This window comes from Sandarakinorhabdus sp. (assembly GCF_032115815.1).
Classification (GTDB): Bacteria; Pseudomonadota; Alphaproteobacteria; order Sphingomonadales; family Sphingomonadaceae; genus Sandarakinorhabdus.
This window is the reverse complement of sequence record NZ_JAUMBI010000261.1, coordinates 14,704-31,545: the sequence shown is the minus strand read 5'-3', so window position 1 is coordinate 31,545 and position 16,842 is coordinate 14,704. Positions and strand designations below refer to the sequence as shown.

Below are 16,842 nucleotides of genomic sequence, written 5' to 3'. Positions count from 1 at the left end.
TGATTGTCGGCGCGCCGGTGCTGGGCGATCTCGTCGCCGGCGGCCTTGCCCTGCTGTGGAGCGTGGGCCGCATCGTCTTTGCCAGCGCCTATTACAAGGATCCGGCCAAGCGCGGGCCGGGCTTTGGCCTCACCCTGCTGCCCAGCCTGGTGCTGCTGCTGGCCGGTGCATGGGGCGCGATTGCGGCGCTGATTTGAAAACGCCAGCCGGCCCGATGTCCGCAGGGACACCGGGCCGGGGGGTGAGCGCCGGGCGGGAGAGTGTGCCCGACGCTCGGGAGCTCAGAAACGCCAGCCGACGCCAACACCGATGATCAGCGGGTTGATATCGGCCCGCAGATTGTTGACCAGCGCACCCGTGGTCAGCCGGGCGTTGGTGTCCATGTCGACATATTTCACGTCGAGGTTGAGGAACATCTTCTCGCTGATGTCGAAATCGACGCCGGCCTGCAGTGCAAAGCTGAAGCTGTTCGACAGGTTCACGTTGGTGGCGCCGATGGCATTCACCAGCTGGGTCGAGGCCTTCTCGTTGTAGAACATCGTCCAGTTCACCCCGGCACCCACGTAGGGGTGAACCCTCCCTTCCGGCACGAAGTGATATTGCAGCGTCAGCGTGGGCGGCAGCACCCAGGTGCAGGCCAGCCGGCCCACGGCGGCAAGGCTGCCGCCGCCTTCCACGCAATGCTTGGTGGTCGCCGCGATCAATTCCACACCGATATTGTCGGTCAGCATGTAGGTGAAATCGATTTCCGGGGCATAGGCATTGGTGATGCTGCCGCCGCTGGTCGGGAAGGTGGGCAGCACCGGGCCGACCTTTTCCTGCGGCTGCACGGTGATGGCGCGCAGGCGCACCAAGAAATCACCCTGCGCGGCTGCGGCCGGGCCGGCGGCCAGCACAAGCGCAACAATGGCAGCGGCGGTCTTCATCATGGTCATCGTGTTCGTCCCTGTTGTCGTGATGACCGCCTTGTGGCGAAGCGTGCCGCGCTTCTCTTTGATCTGGCTCAACAAATGCCTAAGGGTGATTGCGTATCGGTGATGATGCGTAGCACCGCAAATGTGAGGGCTGGCGAAGCCGCCTGCGCCCTGTCAGGCTTTGCCAAAATCGGGGCCAAATTCAGGGGAGGACAAGATCATGGGCACACTTACGGGGCGCGTTGCCTTTGTCACCGGCGCCGCCAGCGGCATCGGCCGCGCTTGCGCCGTCCAGCTGGCGGCTGAGGGCGCCATCGTCTTCGTCACCGATATCGATGCCGAAGGCGGCCGCAAGACGGTGGAACTGATCGAAGCCGCCGGCGGCCAGGCCACCTTCCGCGGCCAGGACGTGACCGAGGAGCCGCGCTGGGCCGAACTCGTCAAGCGCGTCATGGATCTCTATGGCCGGCTCGACATATTGGTGAACAACGCCGGCATTGGCACGTCCGGCCTGATCACCGAGGTGACGCTGGAGCAGTGGAACCGGCAGATGGACATCAATGTCACCAGCTGCTTCCTCGGCACCAAGCACGCGCTGCCGGCGATGCGCAGCCCGCGGCCTGATGGCCATGTTGGCGGCTCGATCATCAACATTTCCTCGGTGGCCGGGCTGGGTGGTTCGGCCGGCATGAGCGCCTATTGCGCCAGCAAGGGCGCGGTGCGGCTGCTCAGCAAGGCTGTGGCGATGGAATGTGCCGCCATGAAGGACGGCATCCGCTGCAACAGCGTGCACCCCGGCATCATCGACACGCCGATCTGGCAGAAGATCGACACGTCGGGCGCGCTCTCCGCCGCGCTGGCCACTGCCAGCCAGCCGGGGGCCAATGCCATCGATGTCGATGCCGTCGGTGCCGGCGCCCCGGTCGGCTTTGCCGGCAAGCCTGAGGATATCGCGGCCGGCGTGGTGTTCCTGGCCAGCGACGCCAGCCGTTACATGACAGGTTCGGAACTGGTGATCGACGGCGGCTGGACGGCGCACTGAGCGCCCGCGGGCTGCGGGTTACGGCGTGACCCGCAGCACCTTGCCCGCATCTTCGTCCGTCGTCAGCCACACCGCGCCATCGGGAGCCACCCGCACATCGCGGATGCGCGCCGTGATCGACGGGAAAATGCGTTCCTGACCCACCACCGTGCCGGCGGCATCCACATCCAGCCGCCGCACCTCCTTGTTCACCAGCGCGCCGACGATCAGATCGCCCTGCCACTGCGGCCACAGCGCGCCGCGATAGACGGCCAGCCCCGAGGGCGCGATCGAGGGCACCCACACCGCGCGGCCATCGATCATGCCGGGATAGGTCCGGAACGGGCTGATGGTCGCGCCGCTGTAATCCAGGCCCTTGGTCGCCACCGGCCAGCCGTAATTGCCACCCTTTTGGATCAAGTTCAGCTCATCACCGCCCTGCGGCCCGTGTTCATGCGCCCACAGCCGGCCAGTGGCCGGATCAACCGCAAGCCCTTGTGGATTGCGGTGGCCATAGCTCCAGATATGGGGCTGCGCGCCCGATTTCCCTATGAACGGATTGCCAGCCAGCGGCCGGCCATCATCGGCCATGCGCATGATCTTGCCCAGGCCGGATTGCAGCCGCTGCGCCTGCTCGCGATAGTCGAAACCGTCGCCGGTGGTCAGCACCAGGCTGCCATCGGGCAGGAAGGCCATGCGCCCGCCAAAATGCACCGGCGTGTCCTTGGCCGGGCTGACCTGGAAGATGACCTTGGCCTCCACCAGCCGATCCCCGTCCAGCCGGGCGCGGGTGACGCGGGTGAAGTTGGCGCCCTTTTCACCGGCAGCATAACTGAGGTAAATCAATCTGTTATCGGCAAATTTCGGGTGCATCACCACATCGAACAGGCCGCCCTGGCTGGCGAGCCGCACCGCCGGCACGCCGGCGATGGCGCGCGGCTTGCCGCCTGGCGCCAGCCGCAGCAAACGCCCGGCGCGTTCCGTCACCAGCACATCGCCATTGGGCAGAAACGCCAGGCTCCACGGGTGATCAAGCCCGCTGGCCATCGTCTGCACCTGCTCCGCCTGCGCCGCGCCAGCCGTTAAGGGGCCATACAGGGCGCAAGTAAGAGTTATTAACAGCTTTTTAGCGAACCTTACCATTTTCGTCGAATCAACCCTTTCCTCGCGATTCCATCATGGAGTAAGAAGCGACAACGAACAGGAAAAAATACAACATGGCATCCCTCAAGGACCTGTTGCGTACTGCCCCGGCCTGGTCCGCCGCGGTTCTCACCACCACCGCCATCGCCAGCATGATCCAAAGCTGGCAGGTGCAATCCGGGCTGGTCGATCTTGGCGTGGAAATCCCCGCCGGTCTGGCGCTGGAAACCGCTGGCCGTGATTTCGCCGGCCTGCTGCTGCCGCTGCTGGCGGTGTTCGGCTTTGCCCTTCTGGTCGCCTTCAGTGCCGCCCACTGGCTGAAACCGCGCCTGCCGCTGCTCGCGCCCATTGCCTGGCCGCTGGCCGGCGGCCTTGCCATCGCGGCCGTGCTGATGGCGATGCACGCCCAGTTCCAGATGACCCCTTTGGCCGGCGCGCGCGGGATGGATGGCTTCATCCTGTTCTGCCTGGCTGGCAGCATCGGCGGCTTTGTCTTTGGCTGGCTCAAACCGCGCTGAACGCCAATTCCGCAACACCCCTACTTGTGTTGCCGTAAAGCCACACCATATCCTCCGGTGAACAGGAGGAATGGCCTCAATGAACATCGAAAAATTCTCCGATCGCGCCAAGGGGTTCCTGCAATCGGCGCAAACGGTTGCAATTCGCAACAATCACCAGCGCGTCGCGCCGGAACATGTGCTGAAAGCCCTGCTGGAAGATGAGCAGGGCCACGCTTCCGGCCTGATCAAGGCCGCTGGCGGCACACCCGCCACCGCGCTGCAACTCACCGATCAGGCGCTGGTCAAGATCGCCCAGGTATCGGGCAGCGGTGCGCAATCGCTAGCCTGGGACAACGACACGGTGCGCGTGCTCGATTCCGCCGAGCAAGTGGCGGTGAAGGCTGGTGACAGTGTCGTCACCGTCGAACGGCTGCTGGTTGCCCTTGCGCTCGCCTCCACCACCGAAGCCGGCAAGGCGCTGAAAGGCGCCGGCGTCACCCCGCAGGCGCTGAACGAAGCCATCAACAGTGTCCGCAAGGGCCGCACGGCTGATAGCGCCGGCGCCGAAGACAGTTTTGATGCGCTGAAGAAATATGCCCGCGACCTGACCGAGGCGGCGCGTGCTGGCAAGCTCGATCCGGTGATCGGCCGCGACGAGGAGATCCGCCGCACCATCCAGGTGCTCGCCCGCCGCACCAAGAACAACCCGGTGCTGATCGGCGAGCCGGGCGTGGGCAAGACCGCGATCGCCGAAGGCCTCGCCCTGCGCATCGCCAATGGCGACGTGCCCGATGGGCTGAAAGACAAGCGGCTGATGGCGCTGGACATGGGTGCCCTGATCGCTGGCGCCAAATATCGCGGCGAGTTCGAGGAACGGCTGAAGGGCGTGCTGGATGAAGTACGCGCGGAAGGCAGCGATGTCGTGCTGTTCATCGATGAAATGCACACGCTGGTGGGCGCCGGGAAAGCGGAAGGGGCGATGGACGCCTCCAACCTGCTCAAGCCCGCGCTGGCCCGCGGTGAGCTGCACTGCATCGGCGCCACCACGCTGGAAGAATATCGCAAGCATGTGGAGAAGGACGCCGCGCTGGAACGCCGCTTCCAGCCCGTGCTGGTGGGCGAACCGACAGTGGAAGACACGATCTCCATCCTGCGCGGCCTGAAGGAGAAATATGAGCTCCACCACGGCGTGCGCATCACTGATGGCGCCATCGTGGCGGCTGCGACGCTCTCAAACCGTTACATCGCAGACCGGTTCCTGCCCGACAAGGCCATCGACCTGATGGACGAAGCCGCATCGCGCCTGCGCATGGAGGTGGAGTCAAAGCCCGAAGAGATCGAAGCGCTCGACCGCCGCATCATCCAGCTGAAGATCGAAGCCGCCGCACTTTCACGCGAAACCGATGCCGCCTCCAAGGAGCGCCTGGTGGCGCTGAACGAGGAACTTGCGGGCCTTGAAGAGGAATCCGGCGCACTCACGCTGCGCTGGCAGGCCGAGAAGGAGAAGCTGGCCGGCGCTACCCGCATCAAGGAGCAGCTCGACGCCGCCCGCATCGAAGTGGAACAGGCCCAGCGCGGCGGCGATTACGCCAAGGCCGGCGAACTGACCTACAGCCGCATCCCCGAACTGGAACGTCAGCTGGCCGAAGCCGAAAGCGTGACCGCCGAAGCCATGGTGCGCGAGGAAGTGACCGGCGATGATATCGCTGCGGTCGTTTCGCGCTGGACCGGCATCCCGGTGGACCGGATGCTGGAAGGCGAGCGCGACAAGCTGATGAAGATGGAAAGCATCCTGTCGGCTCAGGTGATCGGCCAGGCCGCCGCCGTGAAGGCGGTTTCCAGCGCCGTGCGCCGCGCCCGCGCCGGCCTGCAGGATCCCAATCGCCCGCTGGGCAGCTTCCTGTTCCTCGGCCCCACCGGCGTCGGCAAGACCGAGCTGACCAAGGCGCTGGCGCAATTCCTGTTCGATGATCCGCGCGCCATGGTGCGGCTGGACATGAGCGAGTTCATGGAAAAGCACAGCGTCGCCCGGCTGATCGGCGCGCCTCCCGGTTATGTCGGTTATGAAGAAGGCGGCGTGCTCACCGAAGCCGTGCGGCGGCGCCCCTATCAGGTGGTGCTGTTCGACGAAGTTGAGAAAGCCCACGGCGACGTGTTCAACGTGCTGCTGCAGGTGCTGGACGATGGCCGCCTGACCGATGGCCAGGGCCGCACGGTCGATTTCACCAACACGCTGATCATCCTCACCTCGAACCTGGGCAGCCAGTATATCGCCGCCCTGCCCGATGGTGCGCCAATCAGCGAGGCCGAACCGCAGGTGATGGAAGTGGTGCGCGGGCATTTCCGCCCCGAGTTCCTCAACCGGCTCGATGAAATCGTGCTGTTCCAGCGGCTTGGCCAGGAAGTGATGGCGCCGATCGTCGATATCCAGGTCAGCCGCGTACAGTCGCTGCTGAAGGACCGCAAGGTGACGCTGGACCTGACCGACGCCGCCCGTCGCTGGTTGGCGCGCGTGGGCTATGACCCGGTCTATGGCGCACGCCCGCTCAAACGCACCGTGCAGAAACATCTGCAGGACCCGCTGGCCGAACTGATCCTGGCCGGCGAAGTACCGGATGGCAGCACGGTGAAGGTGGACGAAGGCGACGGGAAACTGGTGCTGGTGGCGGAGTAAGCACTCAACTGTCATCCCGGCGAAAGCCGGGACCCATCGCCCGGCCATGCCGCCCGCAACCACGTTGGGGGAATGGGCCCCGGCTTTCGCCGGGGTGACGTGCCCTTAAAATCCCGCCACCAGCTGCACCAACCCCTGCCGCCCGGCCGGTTGCACATCGCCGGCATTGCCCACACTCACCACCAGCCGCAGCTTCTCGGCCAGTTGCCGCTCCACGCTCACATCCACCCCGCCAGCCAGCGCCGTGCGGGTCCGCCAGCCGGCACTCACCGCCCATGGGCCTGTCTCCAGCGTCGCCCGCAGCAAGCTGGCGAAGCGCGGCACCGGAACCAAGGTGAAGTCCGCCCGGTCGTGATGGGTGACCAGCGCCGTCAGCGCCAACTGCGCGCCATCACTCACCCGCCCACGCCAGCTGGCCGATACATCCCACGCCTGCACTTGGCTCACGCCCTGTGACTGCCAGCGGCGATCGAGAGTAAGCGCAAAGCCCGGCACGAACGCCGGCGTCGCAATCATCCCGACGCTGCGGCTCATCCCGCTCAACGTCGCGAAATCATCCACGCCGCGCGCCACCTGCGCGCGCAAGGCAATGCCGGGAAATGCCTCCCAGCGCCCGCCCGCCTGCCACAGCGTTTCGGATTTGCCGGCCAACCATGCCTGCCGCACGCCAAGCGTCGCCAGCAGATTTTCGGCGGCCGGCTTGTCCTGCACGATCGGCACGGCGGCTTCCACAAACAGCTCCCGCGCCCGCACCACGCCCGCCGCCAGCCGCAGCCGCCGCCACTCCGCCCCGGCGGCGAGGCTGATTGGCTCGACGGCGCCCGGCAGGATCAGGCCAGTCGGCCCACTCACCACAGCCCGCGCCTGTGTCAGCCGGCTGCGGGCCCCCGCCGCTTCCCGATGGCCACCATCGGACACCGCCAGCCGCCATTGCCAGCGCGTGCCACCCGAAAGCCCCAGCGCCACATCATGCCAATCGGCGCGGTTCCCGCCCTCCGTCCGCCGTGCAAACATCCCCCGGCCCCAGAGTTGGACAGGCCCGACATCCTGTTGGAACCGCGCCGCCAGATGCCAGCGATCCTGGTTGGTGGCCCCGCCGGGCAGCGCGCCGCCCCGCGTATAGCCGCCGCCCACCCAACCAAAATCATTGCCCAGTTGCAGATCAACCACGCCAATCCCGCGCCCCGCCTGCCCGCCAGCCGCCGCCAGCAGCCGGCCACCGCCGCCCACCGGCGCCAGCAAAAGGTCCACCGCGCCGCTCAGCGCGCCAGCACCCTGAGCCACCCCGGCAGCACTGGCAGACAGTCGCGCGCTGTCGATCAGGCCCAACGGCAGCAGGGTCAGGTCCACCACCCCGCTTGGCGCTGGCGCCAGCCGCAGGCCATCCAGCGTCACCAGCGTGCCCGGCAGGCCGGACACGATCAGACCCCGCCCTGCACTGCGCAGCCACGGCCAGTCGCCAACGGCCTCCCCCGTCAGCACGGCTCCGCGGCGGCGCAGTGTTTCGGCGGATAGCCGTTGCTCACTCACAACCGCCGGGGCGTCGCCATTCTGGCTGGTGAGGGGCAGGTCCATTCAGGCCTGATCGGGGGTGTAAGCCGCCACCGTTTCGAACATCACGGTCAACGCCTGGCGTTCTGCTTCGGTCAGTTCCGGGCGCCACACTTCGAACAGCAGGATGGCCCGCGGTGCATCGCTGTCATTCCAGGCTTCATGCTCGATCGAATCGTCGAACAGCAGCACCTCGCCGGCGCGCACATCGCGCACCTCGGCGCCCACTCGCAGGCGGCAGCCATCGGGCACGATCAGCGGCAGATGGCAGATCAGCCGCGTGTTCAGCATGCCGTTGTGCGGCGGGATGTGGGTGTGCGGCGCCAGGATCGAAAACAGCGCCATCGGTGCCGTGCCGGCGATGCGCGGCAAGGGCGCCTGGGCCAGCGCCGCCATCGTGGCCGGGCAGCGCGCGGCATGGTCGGCAATCGGCAAACCATTGCGGAACAAGTGAAATGCACTCCAGCGGGCATCAGCCAGCAGGGCATGGCCCTTGTTGGGGCGATCGGGATCGGCCTCCACATAGGGGGCAATCCCGGCGCCCTGGGCCATCACCGCCTCCGCCTCGGCGCGGATCGCCGGCAGCGCGGCGGCCAGCGCCACAGTCCAGGCGAATTCCGCCGGATCATAGAAGGGGATCTGCGGCAGGCGCGGATAATAGAAGCTGGTGGGCTGTTGCAGATAGGGCTGGCTGCGCCCGGCAACGATCTGCATGGCCTCGGCAAAACGCGGGCCGGTGCTGGCGGCATCGACACCGGCATCACGGAAGGCGCCCATCATCTCGCCTTCGAACCGGGCAAACGCCGCCTCGCGGGCCGCAGCGGCGCGGTTCAGGCGGGCGATCAGATCGGGCGGCAACTGCCGGCCCTGGGCGGCGTTCAGGGCGCGTTCGTACCAGGCGATGGCGGCGCGATCATTGCCGCTGCGGGTCTGCACCTCGCCGGCCATCACCAGCGCATAGGGATTGGCCGGATCCAGCGCCACCACCTGCGCCACATGCGCCATCACGGCGGCGCGATCATCCAGCAGGTCACACGCTTGCGCCAGCCACAGCCAGATCTGCACGGTGGCGCGGCCGCTGGCCACGATGGTTTCAAAGGCCCGGCGCGCCACCTGGCCATCGCCATGTTGCAGGGCCGCGATGCCGGCCTGCGCGGTGCGTTCAAGGGCAGCCTTTTCAGGATCGTTCATGGCGCATCGCCGTCACGCCCGTGGCGGCAACAACAGTCACTGGCTGCCGGGGCGGCTCATGGTGGAGTTGTTGAGATCGCGGGCGAATTGCTGGTTGGTATCCTGCACATAGGCCCATTGCTGGCGGGTCAGGCAAGTGCGCTTGGCCTTCACCAGGCTGCCGGTTTCCTTTTCGCGCTTGCAGATGATTTCCTGGCTCTTGTCCACCGGTGCAGCGGCCGGCTGGGCGGCCGCCGGAGCAGCAGTCTGCGCCTGAACAGCGGCAGGAACCAGCGTGGCAGCGGCGATGATCAGGGCGAGGCTATGACGGCGCAACATCAGCGGTCCTCCATCGGGGGCGTAACGGGCCCGGGCAAAGGGCATTTCGGCGGGCAGGGATTGCACTTTATTGGCGGTGCCGTCAAATCGGCAATGTGTCCACCATCGCTTTCGATCCCGTCTGGCTGCCGCATCGGTATGATCCGCAGCATGATGCCATCCACTTCCGCCACACGTCGCGCGCAGCGCACGGTGCCGCAACCTTCCTGACCGACGAGTATCTGGGCGAGGCCAATCCGACGATCATCGCCCGCGCCACCGCACTGGCCCAGGCCGGCCCGCCGGCACCCTTGCGCTTCATCCTGCACAGCGCCTTCTGCTGTTCCACGCTGCTGGCGCGGGCCTTTGATGCGCCGGGGCTGGCGATGGGCCTGAAGGAACCGGTGATCCTGAACGATCTGATCGGCTGGCAATTGCGCGGCGGCGAAGGGCGCCAGATCGCCAACGTACTCGATGGCAGCCTGGCGCTGCTGGCCCGGCCGTTCGCACCGGGCGAAGCGGTGGTGATCAAACCCAGCAATGTGTGCAACGCCATGGCACCATTGATGCTTCAATTGCGGCCGCAGGCGCGGGCGCTGCTGCTCTATGCGCCGCTGCCGGTTTTCCTGGGGTCAGTGGCACGCAAGGGCATGGATGGCCGGATCTGGGTGCGCGATCTGCTGCTGAAGCAGTTGAAACAGGGGCTGCACGGCTTCGGCTTCAGCGGCGAGGATTATCTGGGGCAGACCGATCTGCAGGTGGCGGCCATGGGCTGGCTGGCGCAGCATGCGTTGTTCGCCCGGCTGGCGGCGCAGGTGGGCAATCAGGTGACAACGCTCGATTCCGAATTGCTGCTGGCCCAGCCTGAAGCAGCGATGACGGCCCTGTGCCGTTTCTTCGGCGTGCCGCTGGACGTGCAAGCCGTTGTTTCCGGACCAATCTTTGGCCGGCACAGCAAGTTCGGCCAGGCCTTTACCACCGACGATCGCACCGCCGAGCGTGCGGCCGAAGCGGCGCATGCCGATGAGATTGCCAAGGTGGCGATCTGGGCGGAAGCCGTGGCCAAGGCCGCCGGTGTGCCGATGCAGTTGCCGCGTCCGCTACTGGGATAAGCGCCGCCGTCGACGGCAGCCGGGGCTCTCGCTTCGTCAAGTTCCAGACAGCAAAAAGGGCGGGTGTTGCCACCCGCCCTTTCGCATTTCCACCCGTGCGGGTGACGCCGCTTAGAAGCGGACGTTCACCTGCATCGTGTAACGGCGGCCCAGCGCGTCGTAGGTTGACGGGAAGGTGTTGCCGCTGTTGAACGAGGTCGAACCGGCAGCTGCGCCAACCAGCGGCGGCTTGGTGTCGAACAGGTTGCTGACAGTCGCGATCAGGGTGATGTTGTCCATGATGTTGAAGCGACCGGTCAGATCGAAGTAGTCGTAGGCACGGATCTTCTGGAAAGCAGCGAAGAACGGACCGGTGTCACGGGCGTCTTCCGGCTCCTGGATCACGCTGTCGATGTGGCGCCACAGCAGCGACACGTCGAAGCTTTCGAAGCCCAGCGTGGTGCGCACCGACGACTGCCACTTCGGCTGGATCGAACCGGTGAACGAGCAGTTCACGCTGAAGAAGCCGACGCACTCACGATTGAGCGAGGTCGGGGTCGCCTGGAACTGCGAGCGGAAGGTGTAGTTGAAGTTGGCGCTCACACCCAGCTTGGCGAAGCCGAGATCGTTCGAGTAGGTCACGTTCACATCCAGACCATCGGTCTTCAGACGACCGAGGTTCGACAACGGACGCGGCAGACCAAACGATTCACCATCGAACGAACCCGAATCCGGGTTGCGGATGATGGCAAGGCAGGCCGGGCTGCTGGCGCTGGCGGCCGTGATGTTGGCGAAGCAGGCTGCGATCGAGTCACCCGGCAGCGGGCTGGAGACCGCGTCCGTCACGCTGATGTTGTAGTAATCGACCGTGAGGGCAAGGCCCGGCGCAAAGGTCGGCTGGAACACTGCACCCAGGGTCCAGGTGCTGGCCTTTTCCGGCTGCACGTTCGGGTTGCCGCCGCCATAGGCGTTGGCCTGACCGGCTGCCGGCTGTTCGATGAAGCCGATGTCACCAGCACGGGCACCCTGGGCGATGCAGACCGCGCGCAGGTTGGCGTTGCTGGCCGGAGCCGAACCGGCGCACGGATCGGTGCCCAGGTTGGTCAGGCCGCGCGAAACCGGCGAGAAGAGTTCGCCGATGTTCGGGGCGCGGACGGCGCGGCTGTAGTTACCACGGACCTTGAAGCCCTGGACCATTTCCCAGGTAGCGCCGGCCTTCCAGGTGAAGGCGTCGAACGACGGGTTGCCCGGCGCGGCGACTTCATAGGACGAATAACGCGCACCGCCTTCCACGGTCAGGTTTTCGAAGAAGGGCTTGCCTTCAAGGATCGGGGCGATGATTTCGCCATAGACTTCCTTGACGTTGTAGCCGCCTTCGATGCGCGGGGTCGGGCCACCGCCGCCACCCAGAGCGCCACGCTCTGCGATGTCATCCGGCAACACGGCAGCGCCGTAATCGCGGTATTCGGCGCCGACGGCGAACGAGATCGGTTCGGCATCACCGAAGCCAACGCCCAGATCACCGGACAGCAAGCCGCGGACCTGGGTCAGGCTGGTGGTGCGACGGGTCGACGAAGCGGCTTCGATGAAGCGCGACATCGCCGGGGTGATCGAGCCAGTCGGACCAAACACGTTCAACGGGACGCAGGCTGCGTTGCCGCTGAGGCAGGTGGTGGTGTTGGTAGCCAGCAGCGCTTCTTCCACCTTATTGGTGATCAGATAGCCGGTGTCGCTGGCGACGTTCTCGCTCTGACCATAGCTGGCCGACACATCCCAATCGATGCTGTTGGTCAGCTTGCCGCGCAGACCGGCGGTGTAGTCGAACAGGGTCGTCGTGTATTCGCTGTCACGCGTACCGGCTTCCACCGTACGACGGCTGACCGGCACCCGCACTGTGCGGTAGGCCGGATCGCTCGGGCTGAGCGCCGTGGCGGCCGCATTGCACTCGGCCTGGGTGAAGCGCGGCGTGTAGATGCCGGCGGCCTGCGTGGTGTTGAAGCCGCAATACTGGTTGCGGATGTTGGCGTTCATGAAGGGGTTCGATAGCGGGATGGTGACCGTCTGCGCGAACAGGCCCGACGGCGCGATGATCGTGCGCACGGTGTTCTTGGAGAACATGCCGCGGCCATAGACCTCGATGTTGTCGGTGATCTGGTAGTTCGCCTTGGCGAAGAGGTTGAAACGCTGGAACGGCGTCTGGAAGATGTTGAACGGGTTGAAGTTGAAATCCTGGTAGAACGGAACAGCGCGGCTGCCATCCGGCGCAACCTGAGTGTTGGCGAAGTTCAGCGTGGTCGGGCTGGTGTCGGGCAGGCCGTTGGCCAGCAGCGGACGCATGCCGAACAGGCGCGACGGGGTCGTGGTCGGCGAACCGCCGCCAACACCGCCGGTGTAGCTCGACACGCCGTTGCGCGAGATGTCGCGGTCACCCTGGAACACCGGATCGGCCTTCTGGTAACCCAGCGAAATCACGGCGTTGCCCTTGCCGTCGGCGAAATCGCCGCCGATGGTCAAGTCGGCGCGCAGACGGTGGCCATCGCCACGCTCGTTCAGCGCGTTGGAGACCTGCAGGTCCATGCCGGTGAAGTTCTTCTTGGTGACGAAGTTCACGACACCGGTGATGGCGTCGGCACCATAGGTGGTCACAGCGGCGCCGGTCAGCGCGTCAACGCGCTCGACGAGGGCCAGCGGGATGTTGTTCAAATCGACAACGCCGCCCAGGCCGGCCGGGGCCAGACGCTGGCCATCGAGCAGGACGAGGTTGCGGTTGGTGCCGAGGCCACGAAGATCGACGAAGCTGGCGCCGCCGTTGCCGTTGTTCACGGCCGAACCGATGCTCGGCACGAAGCCCGGGATTTCACGCAGCACTTCTTCGGCCACGTTGCTGCCGCGCAGCGCGATGGTGTCAGCCGAGGTGGTGGTGATCGGCACGGCCGACACGAGGTTCGGGTTGCGGATCAGGGTACCGGTAACGACGATCGTGCCTTCTTCGGCAGCTTCGGTCTCAGCAGCGGCAGTGGCCGTCTGAGCGAGCGCCGGGCCGGCCATCAGGGCGAGAGCCAGCGTGGCGACGCTGGACGTCAGCGCGAGGCGCCGATGCGAATTGTTGAGTTGCGTCACGGTAAGTTCCTTCTTCTGACCAAATTCCAAGGGAATCATGCATCGCCAGGAAAACGCCCACTCCCCTTTCGGTAGTGATCCATTCCCCTCGCGGTGCCAATGACGGCACACCAGCACAATCCCCAGCCCCTCTCAGGCCTGTGACGCTTCTGTGAAAAGCCCGCCCTTCTGTAAAGCGCGCAAACACGAAAGTGGTCGTTTCCACCTCGCTGTGTGGCCAATTCGCCACAATCTTGGCGGTCGGCAGGGCAAAAACGCCAGCCTTTTGCTTTTCCGGCGAACTGATTATGGCTGAGCCATGAACAGTGACGCCACCATCGCCGCCTATGCCGCGCGGTTCCGCAACAGCAGCGGCCATGCCGCAAAGCCGCACACACGGGAGACGCTGCCGCCCGATCTGGCGCGGCTGGAGGCTGAGGCCATCCATATCCTGCGCGAAGTGGCGGCGTCGTTCCGCAAGCCGGTGATGCTCTATTCCATCGGCAAGGATTCAACAGTGATGCTGCACCTGGCGCTGAAGGCGTTCTGGCCGTCGCTGCCGCCCTTCCCGCTGCTGCATGTCGACAGCCTGTGGGAATTTGCGGCCATGGGCCATTTTCGCGACACGCTGATGCCGGCGCTGGGCATCGATATGCGCGTCCATGTGAACGAGGAAGGCGCTGCGCGCGATATCAACCCCTTCACCCATGGATCGGCGCTGCACACCGAAGTGATGCGCACCACCGGGCTGCTGCAGGCGCTCACCGGCGGCGGTTTCGATGCGGCCATCGGCGGCGGCCGCCGCGATGAAGAGAAATCCCGCGCCAAGGAACGCATCTTCTCCTTCCGCGACGCCCACCAGGGCTGGGATCCGCGCCGGCAGCGGCCGGAATTCTGGCGCACCTACAACACGCGGGTGGGGCCCGGCGAATCCATGCGCGTCTTCCCGATCTCCAACTGGACCGAGCTCGACGTGTGGCGGTACATCGAGGCCGAAGCCATCCCGGTGGTGCCGCTCTATTTCGCCGACATTCGCCCCACCGTGGTGCGCGATGATGTGCTGCTGATGGTGGATGATGATCGCCTGCCGCTGCAGCCGGGCGAAGAGCCCGTGATGCGCCGCATCCGTTTCCGCACGCTGGGCTGCTATCCGCTCACCGGCGCGGTGGAGTCAGATGCGACAACCCTGGCCGATATCGTCGCCGAAATGGCCGACACCCGCACATCCGAACGGCAGGGCCGGGTGATCGATCGCGACGGCGATGGATCGATGGAACAGAAGAAACGGCTGGGGTATTTCTGATGGCCAGCTCTCTCACTCGCGACGGCGTGCTGCGCCTGATCACCTGCGGATCGGTGGACGACGGCAAGTCCACGCTCATCGGCCGCCTGCTGCACGACAGCCAGGCCATCATGGACGATACGCTGACCACGCTGGCGGCCGACAGCCGCAAGCATGGCACCACCGGCGCCGAAGTGGATTACGCCCTGCTGCTCGACGGGCTGGAGGCCGAGCGCGAACAGGGCATCACCATCGATGTCGCCTGGCGCTTCTTCGCCACCCCGCGCCGCCGCTTCATCATCGCCGATACGCCCGGCCACGAACAATATACGCGCAACATGGCCACCGGCGCCTCCACCGCCGATCTGGCGATCATCCTGGTCGATGCGTCCAAGGGCCTGCTGCCCCAGACCCGCCGCCACAGTTTCATCGCCTCGCTGATGGGCATCGGCCACATCGTGCTGGCCGTGAACAAGATGGACCTCGTCGGCTTTGACGAAGCCCGTTTCCGCGCCATCGTCGATGAATACAGCGCCATCGCCGACCGGCTGGGCTTCGCCGGCTTCACCGCCATCCCGATGGCCGCCCGCGCCGGCCTCAACCTCGCCAGCCCGGCCGCCGAAATGCCCTGGTACGATGGCCCCACCCTGATCGCGCATCTCGAAAGCATCGAGCTCGCCGCCACCGATGCCAGCGGCCCGCTGCGCTTCCCCGTGCAATGGGTGAACCGGCCCGATGCCCATTTCCGCGGCTATGCCGGCACCATCGTTGCTGGCCAGGTGAAGCCCGGCGACCCCATCGTCACGGCGCGTTCCGGCAAGGCCAGCAAGGTCGCCCGCATCGTCACCGTCGATGGCGATCTTGCCAGCGCCGGCCCGGAAGCCGCCGTCACGCTGGTGCTGGAAGACGAGATCGACATCTCCCGCGGCGACATGCTGGTCAGCCCGGAAAGCCGGCCCGCCGTCGCCCAGCAATTCGCCGCCGATCTGATCTGGCTCGACGAGGATGAGCTGAAGCCCGGCCGTTCCTACCTGCTCAAATCCGGGCCTCTGACGACCCCGGCTTCGGTGACGCTGCTGAAACACCGCATCGACATCACCACGCTCGACGAACGCCCGGCTCGCACGCTCGCCATGAACGAGATCGGCCTCGCCAACCTCGAAACCACCGCGCCGCTGCTGTTCGATCCCTACGGTGAATGCCGCGATACCGGCGGCTTCATCCTGATCGATCGCTACACCAACAACACCGTCGGCGCCGGCATGATCCGCCACGCCTTGCGCCGCGCCAGCAACATCCACCTGCAACCGATGACGGTCACGCAGGCCCAGCGCAGCGCATTGAAAGGCCATCAGCCCGCGGTGATCTGGTTCACCGGGCTTTCGGGTTCCGGCAAATCCACCATCGCCAATCTGGTCGAAGCCCGCCTCGCCGCGCTGAGCTGCCACACCTACGCGCTGGATGGGGACAATGTCCGCCACGGCCTCAACCGTGATCTGGGCTTCACCGATGCCGATCGCGTCGAAAACATCCGCCGCATCGGCGAAATCGCGAAATTGATGGCGGACGCCGGCCTGATCGTCACCTGCTCCTTCATCTCGCCCTTCCGCTCCGAACGCGAAATGGCAAGGCAACTGGTCGGTGCAGAACGCTTCATCGAAGTGTTCGTCGATACCCCCCTCTCACTTTGCCAGGCCCGCGACCCCAAAGGCCTCTACGCCAAAGCGGCCAGCGGCGAACTCACCAACTTCACCGGCATCGACAGCCCCTACGAAGCGCCTGAAGCGCCGCAGTTGCACATCAAGACGCAGGACATGAGCGAAGCCGACGCCGCAGAGGCGATCATGACCTGGCTGCGGGCGCGCGACATCATCGGGTGAAGGGGGTTGAGAGGGCCTCCGGCGGGCAGGGCCTGAGGCCCTGCACCCCCTTTCGTTTTAGGATGCGCCGGTTGGAGAAGCGTCCGCTTGCGCCCTAATTGCGCAGTTCTGGCCGTTTTGCCATATCTCTGCTCATGAAGCAGAAAACGGATGCGGAGGTAATTGCCGAAGCTCGGCGCCACACAGTTGGCAACCGAGC

At 65.7% G+C, this 16,842-nt stretch carries 13 protein-coding genes; 7 read left to right on the top strand and 6 right to left on the bottom strand.

Annotation, left to right across the window (positions count from 1 at the left end; genetic code table 11):
• Positions 1–197, top strand: a 197-nt coding sequence (locus tag RT662_RS15050) for an MAPEG family protein (RefSeq protein WP_313671503.1), incomplete at its 5' end; no start/stop codon positions are given.
• 84 nt (positions 198–281) lie between these two features.
• Here RT662_RS15050 and RT662_RS15045 read toward each other — a convergent pair.
• Complete coding sequence (locus tag RT662_RS15045; RefSeq protein WP_313671502.1) at positions 282–935, bottom strand: OmpW family outer membrane protein; 654 nt, start codon at positions 933–935, stop codon at positions 282–284.
• A 199-nt stretch (positions 936–1,134) separates the two neighbouring features.
• Here RT662_RS15045 and RT662_RS15040 point away from each other — a divergent pair, with 199 nt between their 5' ends.
• Positions 1,135–1,956 carry a glucose 1-dehydrogenase gene (locus RT662_RS15040; RefSeq protein WP_313671501.1) on the top strand — a complete coding sequence of 274 codons (822 nt, stop codon included), beginning with the start codon at positions 1,135–1,137 and terminating at the stop codon, positions 1,954–1,956.
• An 18-nt stretch (positions 1,957–1,974) separates the two neighbouring features.
• Here the strand turns inward: RT662_RS15040 and RT662_RS15035 are convergent, their stop codons facing one another.
• Positions 1,975–2,982: a PQQ-dependent sugar dehydrogenase gene (locus RT662_RS15035; RefSeq protein WP_313671500.1), complete on the bottom strand. Its 1,008-nt coding sequence runs from the start codon at positions 2,980–2,982 to the stop codon at positions 1,975–1,977.
• Between the two features lie 170 nt (positions 2,983–3,152).
• Here RT662_RS15035 and RT662_RS15030 point away from each other — a divergent pair, with 170 nt between their 5' ends.
• Positions 3,153–3,596, top strand: a complete 444-nt coding sequence (locus RT662_RS15030) for a hypothetical protein (protein WP_313671499.1) — start codon at positions 3,153–3,155, stop codon at positions 3,594–3,596.
• Positions 3,597–3,675: 79 nt separating this feature from the next.
• The gene (gene clpB, locus RT662_RS15025; RefSeq protein WP_313671498.1) at positions 3,676–6,252 is read left to right on the top strand and encodes an ATP-dependent chaperone ClpB; all 2,577 of its coding nucleotides are present in this window, start codon (positions 3,676–3,678) and stop codon (positions 6,250–6,252) included.
• 105 nt (positions 6,253–6,357) lie between these two features.
• On the opposite strand, the gene RT662_RS15020 is transcribed toward clpB, so the two are convergent.
• The 3 genes from RT662_RS15020 to RT662_RS15010 are packed head-to-tail and all read right to left on the bottom strand — an operon-like array spanning position 6,358 to position 9,312.
• Complete coding sequence (locus RT662_RS15020) at positions 6,358–7,827, bottom strand: hypothetical protein (RefSeq protein ID WP_313671497.1); 1,470 nt, start codon at positions 7,825–7,827, stop codon at positions 6,358–6,360.
• On the bottom strand, positions 7,828–8,994 hold the full coding sequence (locus RT662_RS15015; RefSeq protein WP_313671496.1) for an aspartyl/asparaginyl beta-hydroxylase domain-containing protein: 1,167 nt from the start codon (positions 8,992–8,994) through the stop codon (positions 7,828–7,830). It abuts the gene before it with no gap.
• A gap of 36 nt (positions 8,995–9,030) precedes the next feature.
• Positions 9,031–9,312: a hypothetical protein gene (locus RT662_RS15010; RefSeq protein ID WP_313671495.1), complete on the bottom strand. Its 282-nt coding sequence runs from the start codon at positions 9,310–9,312 to the stop codon at positions 9,031–9,033.
• Between the two features lie 95 nt (positions 9,313–9,407).
• On the opposite strand from RT662_RS15010, the gene RT662_RS15005 reads away from it, so the two are divergent.
• Complete coding sequence (locus RT662_RS15005) at positions 9,408–10,403, top strand: hypothetical protein (RefSeq protein WP_313671494.1); 996 nt, start codon at positions 9,408–9,410, stop codon at positions 10,401–10,403.
• Positions 10,404–10,514: 111 nt separating this feature from the next.
• Here the strand turns inward: RT662_RS15005 and RT662_RS15000 are convergent, their stop codons facing one another.
• Positions 10,515–13,502, bottom strand: a complete 2,988-nt coding sequence (locus RT662_RS15000) for a TonB-dependent receptor domain-containing protein (protein ID WP_313671493.1) — start codon at positions 13,500–13,502, stop codon at positions 10,515–10,517.
• Between the two features lie 298 nt (positions 13,503–13,800).
• Between RT662_RS15000 and cysD the strand changes: the two genes are divergently transcribed.
• Both cysD and cysN read left to right on the top strand, forming a co-directional pair.
• Positions 13,801–14,784, top strand: coding sequence for a sulfate adenylyltransferase subunit CysD (cysD, locus tag RT662_RS14995; RefSeq protein ID WP_313671492.1), 984 nt, complete (start codon positions 13,801–13,803; stop codon positions 14,782–14,784).
• The gene (gene cysN, locus RT662_RS14990; RefSeq protein ID WP_313671491.1) at positions 14,784–16,643 is read left to right on the top strand and encodes a sulfate adenylyltransferase subunit CysN; all 1,860 of its coding nucleotides are present in this window, start codon (positions 14,784–14,786) and stop codon (positions 16,641–16,643) included. Before cysD ends, cysN begins: the two co-directional genes overlap by 1 nt.
• Positions 16,644–16,842: the final 199 nt, after the last annotated feature.